Genomic DNA, 23,943 nt, shown 5'->3' on the forward strand with positions numbered 1-23,943 from the left:
TTCAGTTCAGTACGCGTACCCAAATGGGGTCGGCACCTAAGCCGGCACCCGAAAAAACATCAGTGCAGAGAAACTTCGGGGAAACCAACGCGGGTGCATACGGCCAACGACGCCGATGTCCCCGCGGAACGTATCAGGTGAGGAACCATGAGCAGCGTGAGCAAGTGGGTGTACAGCTTCGGTGACGGCAAGGCCGAAGGCCGGGCCGAGATGAAAAACCTTCTGGGCGGCAAGGGTGCCAACCTGGCGGAGATGAGCAATCTGGGATTGCCCGTGCCGCCCGGCTTCACCATCACCACTGAGCTTTGCACCTGGTTCTACGACAACGGCCGCCAATATCCGGCCGAGTTGAAGGATGAGGTGGCCGCCGGGTTGAAGGCGGTGGAGGGCATCATCGGCGCCGTGTTCGGCGACCCGGCCAACCCGCTGCTGGTCTCCGTCCGGTCCGGCGCCCGCGCCTCCATGCCCGGCATGATGGACACGGTGCTGAATTTGGGCCTGAACGACGTCACCGTGCGCGGCCTGGCCCAGCGCTCGGGCGATGAACGCTTCGCCTATGACAGCTACCGCCGTTTCATCCAGATGTACGGCAACGTTGTGCTGGACGTGGAACACCACCATTTCGAAGAGATCCTGGACAGCCACAAGCGCGACCGGGGCCTGAGCTACGACACCGACCTGGAAGCCGGCGACTGGAAGGAAGTCATCGAAGGCTATAAGGAGGTGGTGCAGCACGCGCTGGGCCGCCCCTTCCCGCAGGATGTGCAGGAACAGCTGTGGGGCGCCATCGGCGCCGTGTTCGGCAGCTGGATGAACCAGCGCGCCATCACCTATCGCAAGCTGCACGACATCCCGGCCAGCTGGGGCACGGCGGTGAACGTCCAGGCCATGGTGTTCGGCAACATGGGCGGCGACTGCGCCACCGGTGTGGCCTTCACCCGCAACCCGTCCACGGGTGAGAACGCCTTCTATGGCGAGTACCTGATCAACGCCCAGGGCGAGGACGTGGTGGCGGGCATCCGCACGCCGCAGCAGCTGACCATCGCCGGCCGCAAGGCCAACGCGTCCGACCTGCCCTCGATGGAAGAGAGCATGCCGGAGGTGTTCCAGCAGCTGGACGCCGTGCGCCTGAAGCTGGAGCGGCACTACCGCGACATGCAGGATATCGAGTTCACGGTGCAGCAGCAGAAGCTGTACATGCTGCAGACCCGCAACGGCAAACGCACCACCGCCGCCGCACTCAAGGTGGCCGTGGACATGGCGCAGGAAGGCCTGATCGACGAGGCCGAGGCCGTGCGCCGGATCGAGCCCAAGTCCCTGGACCAGCTGCTGCACCCGACGCTGGACCCCAAGGCGGAACGCAAGATCATCGCCAAGGGCCTGCCGGCCAGCCCGGGTGCCGCCTGCGGCAAGGTGGTGTTCTCGGCGGACGAGGCCGAGCGCCTGTCGGAAATGGGTGAGGCGGTCATCCTCTGCCGCGTGGAAACGTCGCCGGAGGATATCCACGGCATGCACGCCGCCGCCGGCATCCTGACCACCCGGGGCGGCATGACCAGCCACGCTGCCGTGGTGGCGCGCGGCATGGGCCGATCCTGCGTGTCGGGTGCGGGTGAACTGCGCATCGACTACAAGACCGGCATCATGACGGTGCGCGGCCAGAAGATCGCCGCCGGTGACATCATCACCATCGATGGGTCGACCGGCGAGGTCATGCTGGGCCATGTGCCCACCATCCAGCCGGAACTGTCGGGCGATTTCGCCATCCTGATGGGCTGGGCCGACCGCTTCCGCCGCATGAAGGTGCGCACCAACGCGGAAACCCCGCTGGACGCCCGCACCGCCGTCAAGTTCGGGGCCGAGGGCATCGGCCTGTGCCGGACGGAACACATGTTCTTCGACACCGAACGCATCATCGCCGTGCGTGAGATGATCGTGGCGGAGAACGAGGCCGGCCGCCGTGCCGCCCTGGCCAAGATCGCCCCGATGCAGCGCCAGGACTTCGTGGAGCTGTTCCGCATCATGGCGGGCCTGCCGGTCACCATCCGCCTGCTGGACCCGCCGCTGCATGAGTTCCTGCCCAACAGCGAGGCGGAGATGGATGAGGTGGCGAAGGCCGCCGGCACCGACATCCAGCGGGTGCGCCACCGCGCCCTGCAACTGCATGAGGCCAACCCCATGCTGGGTCATCGCGGCTGCCGCCTGGGCATCTCCTACCCCGAAATCTATGAGATGCAGGCCCGTTCCATCTTCGAGGCGGCGGTCGAGGTGGGCCGGGAAGGCCAGACCGTGATCCCGGAGATCATGATCCCCCTGGTCGGCACCAAGAAGGAACTGGACATCCTGAAGGGCGTCATCGACCGCGTGGCCGGTGAGGTGAAACAGGCCACCGGCGTGCAGATCGACTATCTGGTCGGCACCATGATCGAACTGCCGCGCGCCGCCTTGCAGGCGGCGGAAATCGCCAAGTCGGCGGAGTTCTTCAGCTTCGGCACCAACGACCTGACGCAGACGACGTTCGGCATCAGCCGCGACGACGCCGCCAGCTTCCTGCCCGACTATCAGCGCGCCGGCATCTTCGAGCACGATCCCTTCGTGACCCTGGATACCGAGGGCGTGGGCGAACTGGTGTCCATCGCCGCCGAACGGGGCCGCAAGACCCGTCCGGACATCAAGCTGGGCATCTGCGGTGAGCACGGCGGCGACCCGGCCTCGGTCTACTTCTGTGAGAAGGTCGGCCTCAGCTACGTCTCTTGTTCCCCCTACCGCGTGCCCATCGCGCGGCTGGCGGCGGCGCAGGCGGCCCTGATGGGTGAGAAGCCGGCCAGCGAGGCGTGATGCGTGCGGCCTTTGATCGTGACCGATCAAAGGCCGCCCCTCAGGCGCCGGGCGCCAGCATCCGCTGGCTGGGCTATCCTCGTTCCGCCCTGCGGTGCTCACTCCGGGGCCGGCCGTCGCCGGCCGCCAGCGGCACTTCATGCCGCTGGCGTTAGTGTTTTGGGTGGGAAATGAAAGAAAGGCGGCGGGGGTGACCTCGCCGCCTTTTTGTCGGAACTACCCCACGTCCCCCCGTATCTGTCCCAACGGCAACGCCGTGGTCTCCTTCACCGTGGATACCGCCATCATGGAGTTGATTTCGCGCACGCCCGGCAGGTGGGACAGGCGGTGGAAGAACAGGGCCTCATAGGCCTCCACATCGCGCACCACGATGCGCAGCATGAAGTCCACCTGCCCCATCATGACGAAGCATTCCAGGATCTCCGGAATGTCGGCGACGGCGCGGCGGAAGGCGTCCAGGCTTTCGCCGGCGTGCGCTTCCAGCTTCACCTGGGCGAACACCAGGAAGTTCAGGCCCAGTTCGCGGCGGTCCAGCAGGGCCGCGCGGTGGCGGATGATGCCCGATTCCTCCAGTCGCTGGATGCGGCGCCAGCAGGGGGATTGCGACAGGCCCACGGCCTCGCCCACCTCGGCCGCCGAGGCGGCGCCGTTTTCCTGCAGCACGTCCAGGATCTTCCAATCCAGCCGGTCCAGTTTGTGCCGCATGGATCATTCCTCATGAAATCGTTTCAAACATGGTCCATGTCGAGAATGGCCGAAACGACAGGTCTTCGCAAAGACTATGCGCATGCCGGGCGCTATTCTCATCTCATCGATCAACGCCGTCCTTGATGAGCCGCCGCCATGCCCCCGTCCGCGCTGAACGCCTCGCTTTCGCCGTCCGACTTCGCCGTCCTGCACCCCACCCTGACGCTGGTGCGCAGCGGTGACGGCTTCGTCGCCCTGGCCGTCAACCGCGCCGGCCCGGTGGACGTGACCCTGGACTGGAGCCGCCTGGACCCGGTGTCCGACAGCGATGGGCTGGACGCCGCCATCGACCACGCCCTGTCGGTCGCCCGCCATCGGGGTGAGGCGGACCGCCGCGCCGGTCGGCCCTGGGCCACCGCCCACGCCGTGGTGGTGGGATATGCCGGGGACGCGGCGGAGGCCGCGGTGCGCCGCGCCGTGGCCGTGGCCGCCGTGCCGGTGGCCGGCATGCCCGACGCGGCGACGGCCCAAGGGGTGACCCTGTGAGCGCCGCCGTCGCCAGCCTGGCCGCTGAAGGCCCCGTCATGCTGTCCGTCGCCGCCGACGCCAGCCCTGGCCTGCTGTCCCGCCTGATGGGCACGCTGGCCCGCCTGGACATCGTGCCGGTGCACGTCTATGCCCGCCGCCGCGCCGACCATCCGGGCGAGGATATGCTGGAGGTGGACATCCAGCTGCCGGCCACGGCATCGGCCAGCAGCGAACGCGTGGCCGCCATCTTCCGCACCGTGGTGGGTGTCCACCAGGTGGCGGGGTCGGTTTAAAGTTCCCTCAGGTGGCGGGCGGCCCCGTCCGGGGCCTTGCCTTCCTCGCTTTTCAGTCCGCTAACGCTCCCCAAAAAGCTCCGGCGACCGCGGTCGCGGTCTACAGCGGCATGAGCCTTTGGCTCATGCCGCTGATTCGGATCAGGGAAGCGTGACGGCCGGCGTTCCCGCACGCCAGCTGCGCAGGCCCAGGACGGCCAGCACGATGAAGCCGGCGTACAGGCCGGCCGTCAGGCACAGGTCCTTCACCGCGTACATGGCGGTGTAGGCGACATCGACGGCGATCCACAGCCACCAGTTCTCGATATGCTTGCGCGCCGTCCAGTACTGCGCCACCAGGCTGAACGCGGCCAGGGTGGCATCGACATAAGGCAGGGCGGCATCCGTCCAGCGGGCCATGGCCCAGCCCAGGGCCACGCTGCCGACCGCCCCCGCCACCAGGCCGGCGATGGCGGCCTGGGTGCTTAAGGGCACCACGACCACCGCCCCCTCATCCCGCACGCCCCGCCACCAGTGGAACCAGCCATAGGCCAGGAAGGCGGCGAACACCGCCTGCAATCCCATGTCGGAATAAAGCTTGGCGTCGAAGAACACCCGGCCGTACAGCGCCACCGACGCCAGGCCCAGGGGCCAGCACCACAACACCCGCCGGGTGGTGGCCCAGACGGCCAGGGCGCTGACGATGACGGCGATGATTTCCAGGATGGACATGGGGGGCGGGCCTTCGGGTGTTCTGTGCCAGCGGCATGAAGCTTTGACCCATGCCGCTGTAGGACGCGACCGCGGCCGCCGGAGATTTGCGGGGAACGAAGAGGACTGCAAATCGAGGAAGCCAAGCGGCCGGATGGCCGCGTCGGCGCTTGAGGAAAACTAACTTCTGAAAGTGCCGATATGGGCCAGCAGGGCCTGGCCGTCGGTACCGTGGAACCAGTCGGCGTGGCTCAGGAAATAGCCCTCGTAGGCCAGGCCGGCATTCCCGGCCGAACGGGTCAGCCCATGGAAATAGTCGGTTTCCGCCAGGGCGAATTCGGCATGGGCCAGGGGCAGCAGGGCGGCCAGGGCCTGGCACTGACGGGGGGTGAGGGGGCTCACGGCGTCGTACCCCGCCAGCAGGGCGTCCACCTGGTCCAGATGCACGGCCGGCGGACGCCCCTCGGTCAGGGCCAGCCATTCCACCGTGTTGCGCTCGATGGCGGTGGCCAGGTCGAACAGCGCCGTGGTGCGGTCGGCCAGGCCGAAATCCAGCACCGCCGCCACCTCCGCGTCTGGCCCGCCGTCCGTCCAGGTGAGGTTGGAGGCATGCATGTCGTTGTGCGCCCACAGGCGCGGCAATTCATCCATCAGGGGGCGCAGGGCCGCGTGGAAGGGCAGCAGCAAACGCGTGGTGTCGCGGCGCCAGGGGCGGGGGGACAGGTAATCGGCCAGGGCCGGGCGTGCCGCGACATAGTCCGCCATGGCGGCCAGGGGATCGTCGCCGGCGAACAGGGTGAAACCGGGCACCAGCGCCTGTCCTGCCCGGCCCGGATGGTCATAACCGGCGGCGGCCCGGTGCAGGCGGGCCAGGGTGCGGCCGGCGGCGTGGGCGTGGCTGCCGTCACGGAAGGGCGTCCATGACGGCGCGTCGTGGTAAAGGTCCTGGCCCGGCGCCAGGCCATGGACCTCATAGGTCCAGTCGCCCAGGGTCAAGGCCCGCGCGTCGTCCGCCGTGGCCAGCACGTCGCACACCGCGACGCCCAGGGGCCCGCCATGCCGGCGCAGATGGTCCATGAAGGCGTGCTCGTCACCCAGCTGGGCGGCGGTACGCACCCGCACGTGATGGCGCTTCACGAACACGGCCGTGCGCCCTTCTGCACCGGCGGCGGTCGCCACCACCGACGCCGCCGAGAACGGGCGCGGGCTGTGGCTCAGGATGCCGCGCGGGGCACCGACGCCGGGGTAATGGCGCAGCAGGCTCGCCACCTCGGCTATCGTCAGGGGGGGCCAGTCGGGTGCGACCGTGCCGATGCCCATGCCGTGGGCATAACTTCCCTGGGGAAGGGCTGGGGATCGGGCGGGGGATGCGCTCATGAAGGGGGAAAAGGACCTTACAGGGAATACTGCATCGTGAAGCGGGCCGTGCGCGGCACGCCCAGATGCAGATAGGCGTCGCCGGCGCTTTCGCCAACATCCTTCCAGTACCGCCGATCCAGCAGATTGTCGACCGACAGCCGCAGGGTCAGCTTGTTGTCCAGCACGCTGGGGGCATACCGCAGGCCGGCGTTGAACAGGTGATATGCTGGCGCGTAGGCCACGGCGTCGCGGGCCGCCGGCTTGGCCCCGACATACTGCCAGCCGGCCAGCACGGCCAGGCCGTCCAGGTGCGGCAGGGTGTAGTCGGCGTACAGGGCGGTGCGCACGTGCGGCACGTTGATGGCCTGGTGGCCGTCATAGGCGGGCGTGCCCGTGCCGGTGGCCATGGCACTCATGAAGGTGGCGCTGGCTGTCAGGCGCAGGGCCTGGGTCACCTGGCCGGCGGCGTTCAGTTCCAGTCCGTCGTGGCGTTCGGTGCCCTGGCGCACGTAGGTGAAGCCGTATTCGCTGTCGTCGGGCTTGGCGTATTCGTAAGGCTTCACCAGGCGGAAGACGCTGGCGCCCAGCAGCAGGCCGTTCCAGTCGTACTTGGCGCCCACCTCATCCTGCCAGGACAGGGACGGCGACAGGAACTCGCTGGCGTTGGTGGCCCAGGCGGGGGCCTGGCCGCCCAGCGACAGGCCGCGCGCGTGGCTGACGTACAGCGTTAGCGCCGGCAGGGGCTTGTACACCAGGGCCGCCTGCGGCAGGGGCAGGGTCTCATTGGTGTTGCGGGTGGTGATGTGGTCGATGTCGAAGGTGCGTTCGCGCAGGAACACGCCGCGCACGCCGGCATCCAGTTCCAGCCCGCTCAGCAGGGCGCCCAGATCGATGCGATCCATGCCGATGAGGGCGTACTGCCGGCTGTCCAGCCGTTCGTAATTGGCGCCCGGATTGTTGGGCGACGGGGAAAAGGCCAGGGGCGTGGGGTTGTAGATGTTGTCGCTGCCGACATAGTCGTAGACGTAGTCGGTCTGCGTGACGGTGCGCCGGAAGACGCTGGCGCCCAGGGTCAGGCTGTGGCCGATGATGCCGGTGGCGACCTTGCCGTGCAGCAGGGCCTGGGCCTGGTCGTCCTCGCGCGCGTCGTTGGGGCTGCGATAATCGTAGACGTCGAAATCGCCGTTGGGCGCGAAGTAATAACCCGGGCTGTCGCCGGCAGCACAGCTGGCGACGTAATAGCAGCCATAGGCGAAGGCGACGTTGTCGTCGATGACGGTGCGGCTGTGCCCGGCCGACACTGTCAGGCGCCAGTCGTCGCTGAACCGGTGCTCATACTGCCCGGACACGTTCAGGGAATTGATGGTGACCGGCTTGGTCCAGGATTGCGCCGCCAGCATGCGCGACGGCGACACGGTGTCCAGCGCCGGCAGGGCGGTGCCGCCCAGCAACTGGTAACCTGAGACCGAATGCTGCACCCGGCGCTGGTATTCCAGGTCGACGTTGAAGGTATCGTTCTCCGTGGCCCGCCAGTCGCCGGCCAATGAGCCGAAATTGCGGTAGCCGTCGGCGTGGTCGACGTAGGATGCGATGTCCTCATGCGCCGCGTTCAGGCGCAGGCCGTACTGCTTGCGGTCGCCGAACAGGGAACCCACGTCGATGGCGCTGTACAGGCCGCCGCGGTTGTCGGTGCCCAGGGTCAGGCTTTGCACATCGGCCGGCCGCTTGGTGACGTAATCCACCAGGCCGCCCGGGGCTACCACCCCGGCCTCAACCCCGGCCAGGCCCTTCAGGAACTCCACCCGTTCCTTGTTCTCCAGCGCCACCGGCTGTTCGCCGGCGATGGTCAGGCCGTTGATCTGCAGGCCGGTGGCCAGGTCCAGGGGGAAACCCCGGATGGCGATATCCTCGTAATAGCCTTCGGGCGCGTAGTTCTCCCCGATCGAGGCGTCGTTGCGGATCAGGTCGCTCAGGCGCCGGGCCTGCTGGTCGTCCATCAGGTCGCGGGTGACGACGCTGACGGCGGCCGGCGTGTCCAGCAGGCTGCCGTTCTCCCCGAACTGGGTGCGGTCGGCGCGATAGCCTGAATCACGGGTGCCGGTGACGATGACGGTGTTGCCGTTGGCGGCGGTCGACGTCGCCTGGTCCGCCTGCGGGTCGGCCAGCGCCGGCCGCGCACCCACCGTGCCCAAGGCCAGCAGCAGGCCCAGCGCCGTTGCGCTGCGAGGCAGGCGGCGGGTGTGCGGCGCGAAAGGACGGCGGCGGGTGGGGATCATCACGGGATTGTCATCCTGGAAAGCCGGCGTTTGTGCCGGAAACGGCCGCTTATTGGCCAAACTATACAGAAACTGGCCGGTTTTGGCGGATTAAGGCGGTGGGGTCAAACAGTCACGTCATCAGGGCGGGGTTGCGTGGGATGACAATGAGAATGCGATTGATTCTCATTGACGTGCGGCATATAGCTGCAACAGCGAACGATCCTTTGGGGGAAAAAGAATGCGGCGAACGCTGTTGAGAACGGTTCCGGTTTGGCTGTTGGCGGCGCTGGGGGGCGCCACCCTGGCCCACGCGGCGCCGGCGGACATGGCATCCGGCGATGCGGCCGCGGCGCCCGACGCGTCGGAACCGGCGGACCAGGTAACGGTCACCGCCACGCGCACGGCCAAGGACGTCAGCGATGTCCCGGCCAGCGTCAGCGTCATCACCAGCCAGCAGATCGACGAACAGCTGGTCACCGACATCAAGGACCTGGTGAAGTACGAACCGGGCGTGACGGTGCGCAAAAGCCCGGCGCGCTTCACCCTGGCCGGCTCCTCCACCGGCCGTGACGGCGACAGCGGCTTCAACATCCGTGGCCTGGAAGGCAACCGGGTGCTGATGCTGGTGGACGGCGTGCGTGTGCCCGACGCCTATAGCTTCGGCGCCCAGAACATGGGCCGTGGCGACTATGGCGACCTCAGCCTGGTGAAGTCGGTGGAAATCCTGCGGGGCCCGGCCTCCGCGCTGTACGGCAGCGACGGCGTCGCCGGTGCCGTCGCCTTCACCACCAAGGACCCGGAAGACTTCCTCAGCCCCGGCAAGGATTGGGCGGCGCAGGGCACGGTGGGTTACACCTCGGCCGATGGCGCCTGGTCCAAGAGTGCGGTGACCGCCGGTCGTGTCGGCAACTGGCAGGCCCTGATCGCCTATACCCGCCGTGACGGCAACGAGCAGGCGACCGACGGTTCCAACGACAGCGCCAATACCAGCCGCACCACCGCCAACCCGCAGGATACCTATTCCAACGCGGTGCTGGCCAAGGTGGTGTACCAGCCGTCGGATGCCCATCGCCTGCGCCTGACCTTCGACCACGATGACAACCACACCAACACCACGCTGCTCAGCGCCATAGCGCCCACGCCGACCGCGTCCACCAGCGTCATCGGCCTGTGGGCCCGCGACCGGCAGAACAGCAACCGCGTCGGTTTCGACCACCGCTGGGACGTGGACACGGTGGCGGTCGACAGCCTGCGCTGGGCGGCCTACTACCAGGAAAGCGGCGCCACCCAGTATGGGTATGAGGATCGCAACACCGCCGTCGATCGGACGCGCAACAGCACCTTCGACACCAACGTCTACGGCCTGGACATCCAGGCGCAAAGCAAGCCGTTGGGCGGCGCCATCACCAACACCTTCGTGTACGGCGGCGACTATTCCGTCACCCACCAGGAAAGCCTGCGTGACGGCACGGTGGCCTCGGTCGGCGACACCTTCCCGTCGCGCGCATATCCCACCACCGATTACACCCTGGCCGGCTTCTTCGTTCAGGATGAGATCAACGCCTTCGACAAGCGTTTGACCCTCTATCCGGCGGTGCGCTTCGATTATTACGACCTGTCGCCGCACCCGGACGCCCTCTATACGGCGGGTGAGGCCATCGGCAAGAACGACAGCCACGTTTCGCCCAAGCTGGGCATCATGTACCACGTCCTGCCGGAGGTGGGCGTGTTCGTGAACCTGGCGGAAGGCTTCAAGGCGCCGGCGCCGTCGCAGATCAACAACGGCTTCTCCAACCCCACCAGCTTCTACCAGTCCGTCTCCAACCCCAACCTGAAGGCGGAAACCAGCCAGACCATCGAAGGTGGTTTCAAGTTCAACGGTGGCTGGGGCCGGAACGATGGCCGGGGCGACGCCAAGGGCGGCGACGGCAGCCTGTTCGGCGGCGGTGCCCGTTGGGACGCCAGCATCAGCGGCTACGCCGGCCGTTACCGCGACTTCATCGACCAGGTGCAGGTCAGCGGCAACTTCACCGCCGCCAACCCGGCCATCTATGAATACGTGAACCTGTCGCGCGTCACCATCCAGGGGGCCGAGGCCAAGGGCCAGGTCACCTTCGCGTCGGGCATCGGCATGCTGGCCGCCTTCTCCTACACCCATGGCGAGTCGACCGAGGACGGTGTCACCACCGGCCTGGACAGCGTGGAGCCGTGGAAGCTGGTGGTGGGCCTGACCTACCGTGATCCGGCCGGGCGCTTCGGCGGCCAGGCGACCCTGACCCATTCCGGTGCCAAGGACCGGGCGGATGTCAGCAGCGCCACCTACTACCTGCCGCCGGCCTTCACCATCGTGGACGCCACCGCCTATTGGAACGTGACGGAGAACGCCACTGTCCGCGCCGGTGTCTTCAACCTGTTCGACGAGAAGTACTGGTGGTGGAGCGACGTGCGCGGGGTGGCCGCCACCTCCACCGTGCTGGACGGCTACACCCAGCCGGGCCGCAACTTCGGCGCCTCCATCACGCTGAAGCTCTGATCCGATCCGACCATCCGGCCGACGGGGGATAGTCGGCCGGATCGCCGCCGGCGGGGGCCGTGCCCTGCCGGCGGCACTTTCCATTTCCGACCGCACGACCCTCGATCCAGGAGGCCAACCATGACGCACAACCCGTTGAAGACTGATCGGCGCCGTTTCCTCACCGGTGCCGCCCTGCTGGGTGCCACCGCCGCCGTCCCCGCCGCCCTGTCGCTGTCGCCGGCCCGCGCCGCCACCCCGGATACGGGTCCGGCGCCGGACGCGGACCGCAAGGCCATCCTGGGCATGGCCGGCACCTACAAGGTGACCTTCGACTTCCGTGAGACGACACCCTTCCTGGCGGATTACAAGCCCATCGCACCCAAAGTGATGGGGGGCGACGAAGTGGTGCGGGTGGCGGAGGACACCGGGTCCGTCATCCGCCTTCAGCACCTGCTGGTGGTCGAGGGCAAGGATGGCCAGCCCTTCGTGGTCAAGCACTGGCGCCAGGACTGGGCCTACCAGCCCGCCGCCGTGCTGGCCTACCAGGGCACCGGCCATTGGTCGCTGACCCCGGTGGACGCAGGCCTGGCCAAGGGCGCCTGGTCGCAGACGGTGTGGCAGACGGACGATTCCCCGCGCTATGGCGGCATCGGCCGCTGGCGCCATGATGCCGGCGTCTCGCGCTGGACCAGCGAGGAGACCTGGCGGCCCCTGGCCCGCCGCGATGCCACCCGGCATCCGCCCTATGACCGCTACGCCGGCGTCAACCGCCACGCCCTGACGCCCGCCGGCTGGGTGCACGAACAGGAGAACGCCAAGGTGGGGCCGCGCGACGGTAACCTCGTCACCTTCGTGCATGAGTCGGTGATCAACACCTATGCCCGCTCCGCCGACTTCCCCGTCGTGGCGGCGGACGACTATTGGACGAAGACCAACGTCTACTGGGCGGCCGTGCGCGCCACCTGGGACGACGTCATCGCCCAGCACCAGGGCGTGTCGGTGGCGGAAGAGGCCGAGAACGGCTCCGCCACCGGGCACGCGCTGATGGAACTGGGCACCACCATCGCCAAGGGCGGCAAAAGCGTGCCTGACGCCATCGCCGAGGCCCGCCGCATCATCGCGGACGGGACCAAGGCGACGGGCAAGTCGGGCGCCTGACGCCGCCGGCCGCCGCCCCGCACCGCCCGCGCGGGGCGGCGGTTATTTTGTGTATGTGTTCCTCAAGCGCCGGCTCACGCCAGCCACAGCAGGGCCAGCCCGATGGCGGCCGGCAGCGCCTGGATCATCAGGATGCGGCGGCTGACCGACCAGGCGCCGTAGGCGCCGGCGATGACGACGCAGGCCAGGAAGAAGGTCTTGATGTGCAGGCCGGCCAGCGGGTCGGGGTAGGCCAGGCCCCAGATCAGGCCCGCCGCCAGGAAGCCGTTGTACAGGCCCTGGTTGGCGGCCAGCACGGCCGACGCCTGGGCCTTTTCCAGCGATTGGCGGAAGGTGCGCAGGCCGGTGGGCTTGGTCCACAGGAACATCTCCAGCACCAGGAACCAGGCGTGCAGGGCGGCCACCAGCGCCACCACGATATTGGCGATCAAATCCACGAAATCCCCCCATTTATTGCGGCATAATCCCAGCATGCCGGTATCGCCACCATAGCATGAAAATAGGGACCGCCCGGTCGCCCGGACGGCCCCTTTTCAAAAAACCGGCGCCCTTAAACTCAGAACGTGTAGGCCAGGCGGAAATAATACATGCCGCCGTCGTAGCCGAAGGGCGAGGTGTCCGGATATTGGTCACCGTAGGCCAGGCGGCTGCTGCTGCGGTTCTTCTGCGGATAGGTGTCGAACAGGTTCTGGGCGCCGACGGTGGCGGTCAGGCTCTCCGTCACCTTGTAGGCGACCTCCGCATCGAAGATCCAATTGGGGTCATAGTTCTGGCCGGCGCTGACATTGTCCTGCCAGGCACCGTAATAGCTGCCGCGATACATGAAGTTGAACGCGCCGATGTCGTAAGTGGCGGTCAGGTTCACGCGGTAATGCGGCAGGCCGTTCTCGATATCGTGCTTACGTTCTTCACTGATGACGATGGTATCGTACTTGGTCACTTCGGTGTGGTTGATGTTGGCCGCCGCCGTCAGGTGCAGTTCGCCGTCGTACAGGTCGAAGGTCTTGTTGGCGACGATGTCCACGCCCTGGGTGCGGGTGTCGAAGGCGTTGGCGAAATAGTTGACGTTGCCCAGGGTGTTGGCGCCGACCACGCCCAGGGCCGCCAGCCTGATCTGGTCGGCGGCGCTGACCGTGAAGTCGCTGGTGATGCCGATGCGGTCCTCGACCTTGATGTTGTAGTAGTCGACGGTCAGGTTGACCTTGTACGGCAGGTCGAACACCAGGCCGCCGGAGATGTTGAACGAGGTCTCGGGCTTCAGCGTCTTGGCGCCGTAATATTGGGCCACCGCGCTATCGACCGGGAAGGTGCCCAGCACGATGGGTTCCGGACTGCCCGCCTTGAAGGTGGTCTGTGTGCTGCTGATGTGCGACTGGCCGGGGGTGGGTGCCCGGAAGCCGGTGTTGACGGACGACCGGATGGCCACCCAGTCGGTCAGCTGATAACGGCCGAACACCTTCCAGTTGGTGGTGTCGCCGAAATCGTCATAGTCCTCATACCGCAGGGCCACGCCGGCGCTCAGATCCTTGATGATGTCGGCTTCGGCGTCGGCGTAGAAGGCGTAGTTGCCGCGCGGATACTGGCCGGCGTCGGTGGCGGTGAAGCCGGGATAGCCGTTGGATCCGATGGGCATGCCGGCGGTGTAGTACGGTCCCGCCTGGTAGGACGCCGTGTCGCCCGGCTTGATGGTGTAGGTCTCACGCCGGTATTCGCCGCCGCCGGCCAGGGTCAGCGGGCTGGCCAGCCAGTCCAGGTGCACCGGGTAGGCCAGGTCCAGGTTGAAGTTGGTTTCCTCCTGGATCTGCGTGCCGACATAGAACTGGCGCGGCGATGTCGGGCCCAGGGACGGGTTGACCGTGTTTTTGATGCTGTAGCGCAGTTCGTCCTTACCGTAGGACGCGCTGGCGTCGATCATCAGGCCGGACTTCAGGGTGGTCTTGTAGCCGCCGGTGATGCTGCTGTCCAAGATGTCGCCGTAGAACCAGGGCGTGAAGCCGTTGGGGAAGGCGCTGGCCCATTTGAAGGTCGACCCATCGGCCAAGGTGAACGGCGTGATCAGCCACGATACCGTGGTGGGATTGCGGTAGTTGAAGCTTTCCTTGGCATAGCTGTGGCCGAAATTGCCGAACAGGTAGACCTTGGAATTGTCGGTCAGGTCGATGCCGCTGTTGATGAACAGGCGTTGCGCCTCCACCGCCGGGTCGCCGAAGCGCTGGGCCGGGTTGGGAATGTCCAGTCCCGCCGCCGTCAGGGCGGCGGCATCGGGGCGCTGGGTCCCGCGCGACGTCGGATCGTTCTTCACATATTCGGCGCTGATGTTGACGAAGCCCCGGTCCCCCAGCGGCAGGCCGGAATTGGCCTGGATGTGGGCGCTGCCGCCGTCGCCGGCGTAGGTCTGGCCCCATTGGGCGACGATGGTGCCGTGGTCGGCCGAATCCTTCAGGGTGAAGTTCATCACGCCGGCGATGGCGTCCGACCCGTACTGGGCGGCGGCACCGTCACGCAGCACGTCCAACTGCTTGATGGCGATGGCCGGGATCTGCGCCAGATCCGGCCCCTGCGCGCCCTGGGTCAGGCCGTTGGCGCCGATCTGCACCAGGGCCGACCGGTGGAAACGCTTGCCGTTGATCAGGACCAACGTCTCATCCGGCGGCAGGCCGCGCAGCGTCGGCGGCCGCACGAAGGTCGATCCGTCAGAGATGGCGAAGCGGGCCACGTTGAACGACGGCACCAACTGCCGCAGCAGGTCGTTGGTGTCGCCGCCGGCCTGGTGCGCCAGATCCTCCGGCGTGAAGACATCGATGGGGGCGGGTGAGTCCGCCACCGACCGGTCGACGCGCCGGGTACCCGTGACCACGATTTCACTCATCGTGTCGGTATCGGCCGCCGGTGCCTCGGCCGCGTGGGCCGTGCCCAAGGCCATCCAGCCTGCCCCGCAGAGCAAGGCAAGTTTCACAGGTTTTTTAGTAAAAATTCCCCGTAAGTAAGTAGATTGCGTCATGTTGGCCCCCTGATCTTTGGGTTTTTTTAGATCATGGAAGCTTGATGCCGCGATTCCCCGCGTCATTTTCTGGAAGAGACGACTCTTTGTCCCCGTTCGTCTCAACCAGAAGTGTCGGAAAATTTTGCAAATAAGTCAAAGTGCTATTTTGCTATCAGTTCAATCTGTGTCTCTTCTCTTCAACCTGTGGTTTTTTCACAACATTCCTTCATGGGTATGCCGTAGGAATCGGCGGATAGTCACAGCGGGTGCCGTGTGAAAAGGGGCCCGCTAATGCGTGACGACCGGCGCCTTGTCCTGCGGGTGGGCGTTATTCTTCACCTGGGTGACGAAGGCGGCGTCCACCGCCGGGGCGGAATTGCCCCAGGCTTGCCGCACATAACTGATGATGTCGGCCAACTGCTGTTCGCTGAGGACGGCGGCAAAGGTCGGCATGCCGCCCCGGCCCTGCAGCACGGTGCGGACCATCGGTTCCGCATCGCCCTGAACGAAGGGATCGCCGGCCAGAGCGGGAAAGGCCCCCTTCACACCCTGTCCCGTCTTCTGGTGGCAGGCGGCACATTTGTGATTGAACAGGTCCTGGCCCTGGGCCACGTCCTGCGCCTGGGCCCCCAGGGGGGCGAGCGCGGAAACCAGGGCGGCGGTGATGATTTTCCTCATCCCGCGCCCCCTCACGCCGCCACGCGTTGGTGGATTTGCGCGATCTGGTGCCAGGCGGATTCGATGCCCCCCGCCTGCCAGCCGCCGATATAGCTGATGTGCTCCCCCGCCAGGTAGATGCGGCGGTCGGGCTTGTTCAGCACGGGATATGCTGACTTGCGCGCCTCCTCACTCCAGTTGGCCCAGCCACCCAGATTGTACTGGATCAGGTGCCAGGAGGCGGAGAAGGCGTTCTCGAAGCTGTCCTTGTATTGCGGGAAGATGCGCTGGCCGGCGTCCAGGGCGATGCCCGCCCGCTCCACCGGGCTGTTGGCGCTCATGTCCGTGGCGTCGGCCCCGAACATGTAATAGCCCAGCAGCACGCCCTTGGCGGATTGCCAGCCGCTGGACGGCAGGCTGATCTGGTTGATGCCCGGCGCGTCGGTGTAGACGTGACCGCCATAGATGGCGTCGTCCTCTTCCCAGAAGCGGCGCTTCATCTGCAGGCCGATCTTGCACACGGGATCGTAGGGCACCATGGCCATGGCCTGCTTGAAGCCGTCGCCGAAGTCGGCGTCGATGCCGCGCAGGACCGACAGCGGAATGGTGCACAGGCAATAGTCGGCGGTGATCGTGCTGCGCTTGCCGGTCTTGGTGTCCAGGTAATCCACCGTCACGCCGCTGTCGGACTGGCGTATCTTCTCCACCTCCGCATTGTATTTGATCAGGTGGCCGACCTGCTTCTCGAAGCCCTTGGCCACCTGGTCCATGCCGCCTACCGGCTGGAACATAGTGTGCTGCTGTTCGAAGCTGCCGACCGATTGCACCATGCGCCACAGCTTGGATTGCACCAGGTCGGGGAAGGCGTAGGGGGCGCTGGGCACGCCGGGGCCCGGGTCGTCGATGCCGGCGCCGGGGCGCACGGCGTAACCGCGGCCATCCGTGCCGCGATAGGCCAGATCCTTGTCCAGATAGCCTTCGCCGCGCAGGTATTCCACGAACAGGTCGACGTCGTCCTTGGACAGGCCGGTGTCCAGCTTGCCCGAGGTGGCGGCCTTCGCCACCATTTCCGAGGTATAACCGCGCATGTCGGCCCGCACCTCGAACTGGCGGACGCGCTTGCCGGCCAGGGGGCCTTTCACCGTGTCGAAGCGGGCGTAGGAGGCGTCGTTCTCATTCACCATCACCTCCAGCGGGATGCCGAAGGTCTTGGTGTAGTGCAGGGTGGAGCGGTGGCAGAACGGGATGCGCCAGGGGCCATGGTTCAGGTACAGGCCGGCGTCGAACTTGCACTCCTGTTCCTCGCCGCCCAGTTCGGTCAGCTTGAAACCTTTGCGCGCCGTCTGGCAGCGGCCGCCGGCGAAGGCGCGGGCCTCCAGAATCGTGACCTGATAGCCCAGCTTGCTCATCTCATAAGCTGCCGTCATGCCGGCGACGCCGGCCCCCAGGATCAGCAGCTTATGGCCGGCGCCCGACCCGCGCAGGGCGGGCGGGGCATCGGCGGCCGAGGCGATGCCCGACCCCCAGGCGTTCATCGCCGTCATCACCATGGCGCTGCCGCCCAGCAGCGCCGCCCTTTCCAGGAAATGGCGCCGGGGTCACGCCGACACCTGGCAGTTCCTTCATAACAGGCATAAAGACCACCCCTTATCGTCGTCGGTCGGGCCGGCCGATATCGAGTGCCGCGCCCGGATTGATCGCCGTCCCCGGTGGGGGCACGCACATGTCAGGGCGCGTGGGCGGCGATCACCTCGATCTCGACCAGCAGGCCGGGGCCCGCCAGGCCCGCCACCTGCACCGTGGTGCGGGCGGGCTTGTTGGGTTGGTCGGCCGTGCCGAAGAATTGGGTGTAGCCGGACATCATGCCGGCGAAGTCCATCTTGCCCTCATGGGCCGCGTCGCCCACCAGATAGACATGCATCATGACCACGTCGCCCATGGTCAGCTTCTGCTCGGCCAGGGCGGCCTGGATTTTCTTCAGGGTGTTGACGGTCTGGGTGGCGGTGTCGCCATAGGCCTCCACGCTGCCCTTGGGCGCGTCGGGGTTGACCACGCCGCCGGTCATGCCGCTGAGGTACACCACATCCGACCCGGCCGGCACAGCGACGGCGCCGGAGATGGGGAAACCGCCAGGCACCGCCGTGCGCGTGATGGCCTTGGCGGCGGTCGCCGGCCCGCTGCTGGAGATGACACCGGCGGTGGTGATGATGGCGCCCAGGACGGCGGTCAGGGCCAAGGCACCCAGCAGGCGCATCATGCGGCGCTCAGCGGTGGGTTTGCCAACGGGCGTCTGCGAGGGGGAATTCGTGGACATCAAGGCAAGGCTCTCCTGTTCCGTTTTCCGTTTCTTATGGTCCTGCATCAGCATCGGCACCGCCGTTTCGTCTCCGGGCCGCCGGGGATCGCCCGGCGGCCGGAGTGGGGTACTAAGCGGGGGCCTCATCAAAGTGTGCGGCGCACAATCCCTGGGGCCCGACGCCGATCAATGGGGACGCTGCCGGGTCAGCGCGGTCATGGCCCCGGGGCGTGATCCTTATGCTGGGGTGGCGGGAAAGGCGGTGGTGCTGCGGTCGGCCAAAAGAAAATGGCCGCCCAAACGGGCAGCCATTTCCAAGACGACGCGATGAAGATTTTCGGTGAGAGCGGCCAAGCCCCGTCCATGACGCCGTAAATCGGCCGGGTGCGTGTCGCCCCCAGCCCGGCATATACCTGTGACAACGATGGTGACGGCCCGTTTCGTCATTCGTCCCTGTCAGAAAGTCGATCAAATGGAAGGGATTAGGCGTCTCTCTTTTCTGAACCCAACTGCCAAAACCGTACGGCTCCCTTCCCCCTGTTCCGGGAAGTGAGACCGCTTTCACTGATGGGGCAAGTTCAGCAATAACCGGGCCAACGCCCTTCGCGGCTGCGATATAAGCGTTTTGGCTTAGGTCTGGGGGGATGATCTCTGGCCACTCGCCCATAGATTGGGCAATTTTTGATTGTTACAGGCATGTTGCCGTAAAGCTGGGCAATTGCATCGCCCTGCCGCCGTCGGCGGGGGCCGGGCCGGGCGGGATAAACATCAATACGAAGATCGTGGGTCTATCCCTGCGCCGCTCATACGCTATTCACCGGAACGGGCTGGACAGCCGGCGGCGCGCCTGTCAGCAAGGGGGCCCTGCATCCCACCTCATTTCCCCCGCCCGCCGATGCGCCTGCTGAAACCTTTGGCCCATGGCCCCATCGCCCGCCTGTGGGGCGCCCTGTCCCTGTCGGCGGTGGGCGATCAGTTGCACCAGATGGCCCTGGTCTGGCTGGCCGTAGGTTTGGTGGGGGCGGATACCGGCTACGTCGCGGCGGCCGACACGGTGGCGTTGATGACCGTGGCGCTGCTGGCCGGCGCCTGGGTGGAGCGGTGGGACCAGGGTCGCGTCATGATGACGGCGGACCTGGCGCGCGCCGGCCTGGCGGTGGTGCCGGTGCTGGCGGCGCTGACCGGTCATCTGACGCTCTGGACCCTGGTGGTGCCGTCGGTGGCCCTGTCGGCGCTGTCCGGCCTGTTCGATCCGGCGCTGCAGGCATCGTTGCCGCGCCTGGCGGAAGATCGCGCCCTGCTGGCCGCCACCAACGCCCTGTTCGACGGCACCCTGCGCCTGGCCCGCCTGGTGGGCCCCACCCTGGCCGGGGCGCTGGCCACCCTGATGCCGCCGGTGGCCCTGATGGCGGTCAACGGCCTGAGCTTCCTGACATCGGCCCTTGCGGTCTACAGCGTGCGCGGCTCCCTGGGTGGGCCGGACACGACGGCGGCGATGCATGGGGATGGTCTGCCCAGCCTGGGTGCCCGCCTGCTGGCCGGCTGGCGCCTGGTGCGCCGGGAACCGCCCTTCACTTACCTGCTGTGGCGCACCGGCCTGACCGGCGGGTTGTGGACCCTGACCATCTGGCTGTCGCTGCCGCTGCTGATGCGCCAGCAGGGTGTGGCCGGTTTCGGGCTCAGCGGCCTGTCGGCGCTGGCCCTGCTGTTTTCCGCCTATGGCGCCGGCAACCTGCTCAGCAACCTGGTGGTGGGCAGTCTGGCGCCGGGTGGGGTCTTGACGCGTCGGCCCATGGCCCTGGTGATGGCCGGCGACATCGTCGTGGGCGGCGGCTTCATCCTGCTGGCGCTGTCCACGCTGGTGCCCGCCCCCTGGACGCTGGGCGTCATGGCCGCTGCCTGTACGGCCACGGCCATGGGCGGGCCGCTGGCCCAGATACCCGTCGCCACCCTGCGCCAGACCCGCTACAGCGGCGGGGAGATCGCGGCCGTCTTCCGCCTGTTCCTGGTGCTGGATTGCGTGGGCACGCTGGTGGCGATGACGGCGGCGCCCACCCTGCTGTCGGTCCTGCCCACCGCCCTGGTCATGGCGCTGGCCGGCGCCTTGGTCCTGGGCGTGGCCTTGCTGTGGGGGCGCCGCAACTTGAGCGCGGCCTGACCGCTTGGCGGCGGGCGGGGTGCCGGTTACGCTGTCGCCGTCAACCGCGATCCGAAGAGGCCCGCATGCTTGTCAGCTTGTTACCCATCCTCGCGGCCCTGCTGCTGGGCGCCATGTCCCCCGGGCCCAGCTTCGTCCTGGTCACGCGCACCGCCGTCACCCAATCCCGCCGCAACGGCCTGGCCGCCGCCATCGGCATGGGCGTGGGCGGCCTGTTCTTCGGCACCCTGGCGCTGCTGGGCCTGACGGCGCTGCTGGCCCAGGTGGCGTGGCTGAACATGGCCCTGCGCCTGGCCGGCGGTCTCTATCTTCTTTATCTGGCTTTCCGCATCTGGCGGGGGGCGGGAGCCCCGCTGACCATGATGGCGGGGGCGGCGGCTGATGAGCCTGCGTCCTCGCTGGGCCGGGCCTTCGCCGTGGCGCTGGCCACGCAACTCAGCAATCCCAAGACCGCCGTCGCCTACGCCAGCATCTTCGCGGCCCTGCTGCCGGCGTCCGCCCCGTCGGCGCAGCTGTTGTTGGTCCTGCCGCCGCTGATCTTCCTGATCGAGGCCGGCTGGTACACGGTGGTGGCGCTGGCCTTTTCGCTGGAGGGGCCGCGCCGGGCCTATATCAAGGCCAAGCGGGGCATCGACCAGGTGACGGGGGCGGTCATGGGCGCCTTGGGCCTGCGCCTGATGGTGGATGCCCTGCGTGACGTCGGCTTGGCGCGCTGAGGGGCGGACACGGGGGGACCGTGTCCGCCCATCCGCATCAACCCAGATAGTCGTGCAGCACCCGGCCGAAGGGCAGGGTGAAGTCCACCACCTGGTGCCGCCCGCCAACGATGCGGCGCACCGGCAGATCGGCCACGCGGCAATTGACGTGGGGCGTCAGGTGCAGGCGGGCGGGGCCGTCCCAGGCGCCGTGCACATGCACGTCGGTCAGGTTATAGCCCACCAGCTGCGCCACCTTGGGGCCGCCGTCCACGTCGGGGATGAACTTCAGGTTCACGTTCAGGCCGGCGATGCCCTTGGCGACCTCGTCCAGCTTGTCGGCCAGGCTGAAGTGCTTGTAGGTCATGGTGCCCATGGCCACCCGCTCCTCATCATAGTGCAGGGTGCCGGTCAGCGTGTCCTTCTGCACCTTCAGGCGGGGCACGCCGTATTTCTTGGGGAAGCCCCAGATCTCGCGGCCGGCGGTGATGGGCGGCTCATCATCCAGATACATCTGGACCGAGAAATTGCACGGCTCGCCGTTGAACAGCGCCTTGATGCCGGTGCCGCTTTCCTCGTAGTCGCCGAAGCCGGAACTGTCCGGCATCTTCATCCATTCATAAAAGCACAAGTTGCCCGGCGCCGGCTCCAGCGGTTCCGGCAGGGCCTGGCGCAGGGCGTCGGGATCGGTCTCATAGGTGATGATCAGATATTCGCGGCGGATGAAGCGGTACGGCCCCCGCGGATAGCTGGGGCTGAACAGCGGCATGGAGGCGGCGGACAGGATCTCGTCACGATTCATGGTCGGCACTACTCCCGGGAGGGGACGTGGCACCGGGACCGGCCTTGGGCCCCGGACGAAGGAAGGCCAGCTTGGGCGAAGTGCGCCCGGAAAACCATTCACCGTCCGGGTAAGTTTTGTTGCGTCGCACCTAAACAAACAGGAAGGGGGCGGCGCATGGCCGCACCCCCTAAAATCATAGGGATCTCAATATCCCACGGTGAAGCGGCGGTTGGCATGGGCCGGGCTTTCCACCTCATCCACCAGCGCCACCGCGAAATCCTCGTAACTGATGTGGCTCTGGCCGTCGGCAGCGACCAGCAACTGGTCGTCGGCCAGGCGGAAGGTGCCGGTGCGCTCTCCCTCATGGAAGAAGGCGGACGGCGACAGGAAGGTCCACTCCACCCCGGGTCCCTGGCGCAGGGCCTTCAGGACATCGCCGCCGGCACCGGCTTCGGCCTTGTAGGCCTCGGGGAATTCGGGCGTGTCGATCAGGGCGACGCCGGGCGCCACCTCCAGCGAACCCGCACCCCCCACCACCAGCAGGCGCTTCACGCCGGCGGTCTTGATGGCCGACAGCAGGGCCGCCAGATCCAGGCCGACGAACCGCGTGCTGCTGATCACGGCGTCGTGGCCGGCCAGCACGGGCGCCAGGGCGGCCGGGGCGCCGGTGTCGCCGGCCTTGGCGGTCACGCCGTCCTGCGGGGCCAGCTTGCTCACGTCGCGGGCGATGGCGGTGACGGTGTGGCCGCGGCGGCGCAACTCCGCCAGGATGCGGGTGCCGACATTGCCGGTGGCGCCGATCAGGGCGATTTTCATGGGATGTCTCCGGTCAAGGCGCTGGCGCTTCATTGCGCAAGCGAACTAGGTTACGATTGGTAACCAGATGCCACCACTGCCTGCTGCCTGTGAAGAAGGCATGTTCCCGTGCGCAGGTTATCGCGGGATTACCGCCCGGCCGGTGTGTGAATAGGAGAACCCGTGATGGACGGACGGACTTTGGCGGAAGGCCCCCTGGAAGCCCCGACGGCAGCCGTCGTGGCGGATGAGGCGGCGGCGGCCGGCTTCCAACCGGATGCGGAGGATGGAACCTGTCCCATCCGCGACGTGCTGGATCGCCTGGGCGATGCGTGGAGCGTCCTGGTCATCCGTCATCTGGATGGCGGCCCCGCCCGTTTCAACGCCCTGCGCCGGGCGGTCGACGGTATTTCCCAGCGCATGCTGGCCCAGACCCTGCGCAAGCTGGAACGGGACGGCCTGGCCCGCCGCACGGTGTTCCCCACCACCCCGCCCCAGGTGGAATACGCCCTGACCGACCTGGGCCGCAGCTTCTCCGCCCACCTCGCCCAACTGGCCCAGTGGGCCGCCCTGCACCAGCCCACCATCCGCGCCAGCCGCCGGCATTACGACGCGGCGCTGGCGGATAAGGATATCTGACGGACATGCGTCAGTTCGCCGCACTTGCCGCCGGCAGTTAACCACAATCCTGCGATGATTCACACTTCGGCAACCAATATGCTCGGGCTCTTGTCTATCCTATAAGTGGTAACACGCCATGCATATTCGGTTAACATTTGTGGCCGCCCTGGGCATGCTCAGCCTTGCGGCTTGCTCGTCCATCGTGGAAGGCACATCCCAGGAAATCGCCGTGAACACCTACCCTTCCGGCGCTGATTGTGCGCTGGAACGTGAAGGGGCGGTCATCGCGCGGGTCAGCCAGACGCCGGCGTCCACGACGATCAAGAAGACCAAGCACGACATCACCATCCGCTGCACCAAGGATGGTTTCCAGGAAGCCACCTTCCTGGATCACTCCGGCGCGGCTGGCGCCACCGCTGGGAACATTCTGCTGGGCGGCGGCATCGGTTGGGCGATCGACAGCGCCACGGGCGCCGACAACAAGTACGACAGCCCGGTGAACATCGATCTGGTGCCGGTGGGCACCGCGGCCCCCGCCTCCACCCCCGCGACGACCACGTCCATGGCGGTACCGGCGGCGACCCCGACGGCGGCCCCGGCCGTCCACTAAGCGGTAGCCAACGGCATCGGC

Annotated in this window: 20 protein-coding genes; 9 read left to right on the plus strand and 11 right to left on the minus strand. The window is 67.1% G+C overall.

Annotated elements, in window-relative coordinates:
- The first annotated feature begins 147 nt into the window (after positions 1 to 147).
- Positions 148 to 2,835: a pyruvate, phosphate dikinase gene (ppdK, locus tag PW843_02400; GenBank protein MDE1145456.1), complete on the plus strand. Its 2,688-nt coding sequence runs from the start codon at positions 148 to 150 to the stop codon at positions 2,833 to 2,835.
- 216 nt (positions 2,836 to 3,051) lie between these two features.
- On the opposite strand, the gene PW843_02405 is transcribed toward ppdK, so the two are convergent.
- Positions 3,052 to 3,540, minus strand: a complete 489-nt coding sequence (locus PW843_02405; GenBank protein ID MDE1145457.1) for an Lrp/AsnC family transcriptional regulator — start codon at positions 3,538 to 3,540, stop codon at positions 3,052 to 3,054.
- 138 nt (positions 3,541 to 3,678) lie between these two features.
- Here PW843_02405 and PW843_02410 point away from each other — a divergent pair, with 138 nt between their 5' ends.
- Both PW843_02410 and PW843_02415 read left to right on the plus strand, forming a co-directional pair.
- Positions 3,679 to 4,068: a hypothetical protein gene (locus tag PW843_02410; GenBank protein MDE1145458.1), complete on the plus strand. Its 390-nt coding sequence runs from the start codon at positions 3,679 to 3,681 to the stop codon at positions 4,066 to 4,068.
- Positions 4,065 to 4,343: a hypothetical protein gene (locus tag PW843_02415; GenBank protein MDE1145459.1), complete on the plus strand. Its 279-nt coding sequence runs from the start codon at positions 4,065 to 4,067 to the stop codon at positions 4,341 to 4,343. Before PW843_02410 ends, PW843_02415 begins: the two co-directional genes overlap by 4 nt.
- 141 nt (positions 4,344 to 4,484) lie before the next feature.
- Here the strand turns inward: PW843_02415 and pnuC are convergent, their stop codons facing one another.
- The 3 genes from pnuC to PW843_02430 form a co-directional block, all read right to left on the minus strand.
- Positions 4,485 to 5,054 (minus strand): nicotinamide riboside transporter PnuC, encoded by a 570-nt coding sequence (gene pnuC / locus PW843_02420; GenBank protein ID MDE1145460.1) that lies wholly within the window; start codon positions 5,052 to 5,054, stop codon positions 4,485 to 4,487.
- Between the two features lie 159 nt (positions 5,055 to 5,213).
- Entirely contained in the window at positions 5,214 to 6,353 is a 1,140-nt protein-coding gene (locus PW843_02425) for a phosphotransferase (GenBank protein MDE1145461.1), read from the minus strand.
- A gap of 74 nt (positions 6,354 to 6,427) precedes the next feature.
- A complete protein-coding gene (locus tag PW843_02430) occupies positions 6,428 to 8,668 on the minus strand; it encodes a TonB-dependent siderophore receptor (GenBank protein MDE1145462.1) in 2,241 nt (746 codons plus the stop codon).
- A gap of 235 nt (positions 8,669 to 8,903) precedes the next feature.
- On the opposite strand from PW843_02430, the gene PW843_02435 reads away from it, so the two are divergent.
- Both PW843_02435 and PW843_02440 read left to right on the plus strand, forming a co-directional pair.
- Positions 8,904 to 11,183, plus strand: coding sequence for a TonB-dependent hemoglobin/transferrin/lactoferrin family receptor (locus PW843_02435; GenBank protein ID MDE1145463.1), 2,280 nt, complete (start codon positions 8,904 to 8,906; stop codon positions 11,181 to 11,183).
- Between the two features lie 120 nt (positions 11,184 to 11,303).
- Positions 11,304 to 12,323 carry a hypothetical protein gene (locus PW843_02440; protein ID MDE1145464.1) on the plus strand — a complete coding sequence of 340 codons (1,020 nt, stop codon included), beginning with the start codon at positions 11,304 to 11,306 and terminating at the stop codon, positions 12,321 to 12,323.
- A 74-nt stretch (positions 12,324 to 12,397) separates the two neighbouring features.
- Here PW843_02440 and PW843_02445 read toward each other — a convergent pair whose 3' ends face one another.
- The 5 genes from PW843_02445 to PW843_02465 all read right to left on the minus strand — a co-directional run bounded on the left by PW843_02445 (position 12,398) and on the right by PW843_02465 (position 18,277).
- The gene (locus PW843_02445; protein ID MDE1145465.1) at positions 12,398 to 12,760 is read right to left on the minus strand and encodes a DUF1304 domain-containing protein; all 363 of its coding nucleotides are present in this window, start codon (positions 12,758 to 12,760) and stop codon (positions 12,398 to 12,400) included.
- Positions 12,761 to 12,879: 119 nt separating this feature from the next.
- The gene (locus PW843_02450; protein MDE1145466.1) at positions 12,880 to 15,246 is read right to left on the minus strand and encodes a TonB-dependent receptor; all 2,367 of its coding nucleotides are present in this window, start codon (positions 15,244 to 15,246) and stop codon (positions 12,880 to 12,882) included.
- A gap of 348 nt (positions 15,247 to 15,594) precedes the next feature.
- Entirely contained in the window at positions 15,595 to 15,984 is a 390-nt protein-coding gene (locus tag PW843_02455) for a cytochrome c (GenBank protein ID MDE1145467.1), read from the minus strand.
- Between the two features lie 11 nt (positions 15,985 to 15,995).
- On the minus strand, positions 15,996 to 17,513 hold the full coding sequence (locus PW843_02460; GenBank protein ID MDE1145468.1) for a flavin monoamine oxidase family protein: 1,518 nt from the start codon (positions 17,511 to 17,513) through the stop codon (positions 15,996 to 15,998).
- A gap of 176 nt (positions 17,514 to 17,689) precedes the next feature.
- Positions 17,690 to 18,277: a RidA family protein gene (locus PW843_02465; GenBank protein MDE1145469.1), complete on the minus strand. Its 588-nt coding sequence runs from the start codon at positions 18,275 to 18,277 to the stop codon at positions 17,690 to 17,692.
- Between the two features lie 895 nt (positions 18,278 to 19,172).
- On the opposite strand from PW843_02465, the gene PW843_02470 reads away from it, so the two are divergent.
- Together PW843_02470 and PW843_02475 are read left to right on the plus strand one after the other, a co-directional pair.
- Positions 19,173 to 20,417 carry an MFS transporter gene (locus PW843_02470; GenBank protein ID MDE1145470.1) on the plus strand — a complete coding sequence of 415 codons (1,245 nt, stop codon included), beginning with the start codon at positions 19,173 to 19,175 and terminating at the stop codon, positions 20,415 to 20,417.
- Between the two features lie 65 nt (positions 20,418 to 20,482).
- Positions 20,483 to 21,133 (plus strand): LysE family transporter, encoded by a 651-nt coding sequence (locus tag PW843_02475; protein MDE1145471.1) that lies wholly within the window; start codon positions 20,483 to 20,485, stop codon positions 21,131 to 21,133.
- 37 nt (positions 21,134 to 21,170) lie between these two features.
- On the opposite strand, the gene PW843_02480 is transcribed toward PW843_02475, so the two are convergent.
- Together PW843_02480 and PW843_02485 are read right to left on the minus strand one after the other, a co-directional pair.
- Positions 21,171 to 21,914, minus strand: coding sequence for an acetoacetate decarboxylase (locus tag PW843_02480; GenBank protein MDE1145472.1), 744 nt, complete (start codon positions 21,912 to 21,914; stop codon positions 21,171 to 21,173).
- Positions 21,915 to 22,100: 186 nt separating this feature from the next.
- Entirely contained in the window at positions 22,101 to 22,712 is a 612-nt protein-coding gene (locus tag PW843_02485) for an NAD(P)-dependent oxidoreductase (GenBank protein MDE1145473.1), read from the minus strand.
- 165 nt (positions 22,713 to 22,877) lie between these two features.
- Here PW843_02485 and PW843_02490 point away from each other — a divergent pair, with 165 nt between their 5' ends.
- Together PW843_02490 and PW843_02495 are read left to right on the plus strand one after the other, a co-directional pair.
- Entirely contained in the window at positions 22,878 to 23,330 is a 453-nt protein-coding gene (locus tag PW843_02490) for a helix-turn-helix domain-containing protein (GenBank protein MDE1145474.1), read from the plus strand.
- A 211-nt stretch (positions 23,331 to 23,541) separates the two neighbouring features.
- Positions 23,542 to 23,922, plus strand: coding sequence for a hypothetical protein (locus PW843_02495; GenBank protein MDE1145475.1), 381 nt, complete (start codon positions 23,542 to 23,544; stop codon positions 23,920 to 23,922).
- The last annotated feature ends 21 nt before the right edge of the window (positions 23,923 to 23,943 follow it).

This window comes from Azospirillaceae bacterium (assembly GCA_028283825.1).
Taxonomy (GTDB): Bacteria; Pseudomonadota; Alphaproteobacteria; order Azospirillales; family Azospirillaceae; genus Nitrospirillum.

What these genes read in the sequence shown, in the direction of transcription:
- PW843_02430 (MDE1145462.1), bottom strand. Translation starts at nt 8,668, where the DNA reads ATGATCCCCACCCGCCGCCGTCCTTTCGCGCCGCACACCCGCCGCCTG.
- PW843_02440 (MDE1145464.1), top strand. Translation starts at nt 11,304, where the DNA reads ATGACGCACAACCCGTTGAAGACTGATCGGCGCCGTTTCCTCACCGGT.
- PW843_02465 (MDE1145469.1), bottom strand. Translation starts at nt 18,277, where the DNA reads ATGTCCACGAATTCCCCCTCGCAGACGCCCGTTGGCAAACCCACCGCT.
- PW843_02485 (MDE1145473.1), bottom strand. Translation starts at nt 22,712, where the DNA reads ATGAAAATCGCCCTGATCGGCGCCACCGGCAATGTCGGCACCCGCATC.
- pnuC (MDE1145460.1), bottom strand. Translation starts at nt 5,054, where the DNA reads ATGTCCATCCTGGAAATCATCGCCGTCATCGTCAGCGCCCTGGCCGTC.
- ppdK (MDE1145456.1), top strand. Translation starts at nt 148, where the DNA reads ATGAGCAGCGTGAGCAAGTGGGTGTACAGCTTCGGTGACGGCAAGGCC.
- PW843_02480 (MDE1145472.1), bottom strand. Translation starts at nt 21,914, where the DNA reads ATGAATCGTGACGAGATCCTGTCCGCCGCCTCCATGCCGCTGTTCAGC.
- PW843_02405 (MDE1145457.1), bottom strand. Translation starts at nt 3,540, where the DNA reads ATGCGGCACAAACTGGACCGGCTGGATTGGAAGATCCTGGACGTGCTG.
- PW843_02455 (MDE1145467.1), bottom strand. Translation starts at nt 15,984, where the DNA reads ATGAGGAAAATCATCACCGCCGCCCTGGTTTCCGCGCTCGCCCCCCTG.
- PW843_02410 (MDE1145458.1), top strand. Translation starts at nt 3,679, where the DNA reads ATGCCCCCGTCCGCGCTGAACGCCTCGCTTTCGCCGTCCGACTTCGCC.
- PW843_02425 (MDE1145461.1), bottom strand. Translation starts at nt 6,353, where the DNA reads ATGGGCATCGGCACGGTCGCACCCGACTGGCCCCCCCTGACGATAGCC.
- PW843_02460 (MDE1145468.1), bottom strand. Translation starts at nt 17,513, where the DNA reads ATGGTGATGACGGCGATGAACGCCTGGGGGTCGGGCATCGCCTCGGCC.
- PW843_02475 (MDE1145471.1), top strand. Translation starts at nt 20,483, where the DNA reads ATGCTTGTCAGCTTGTTACCCATCCTCGCGGCCCTGCTGCTGGGCGCC.
- PW843_02450 (MDE1145466.1), bottom strand. Translation starts at nt 15,246, where the DNA reads ATGGCCTTGGGCACGGCCCACGCGGCCGAGGCACCGGCGGCCGATACC.
- PW843_02490 (MDE1145474.1), top strand. Translation starts at nt 22,878, where the DNA reads ATGGACGGACGGACTTTGGCGGAAGGCCCCCTGGAAGCCCCGACGGCA.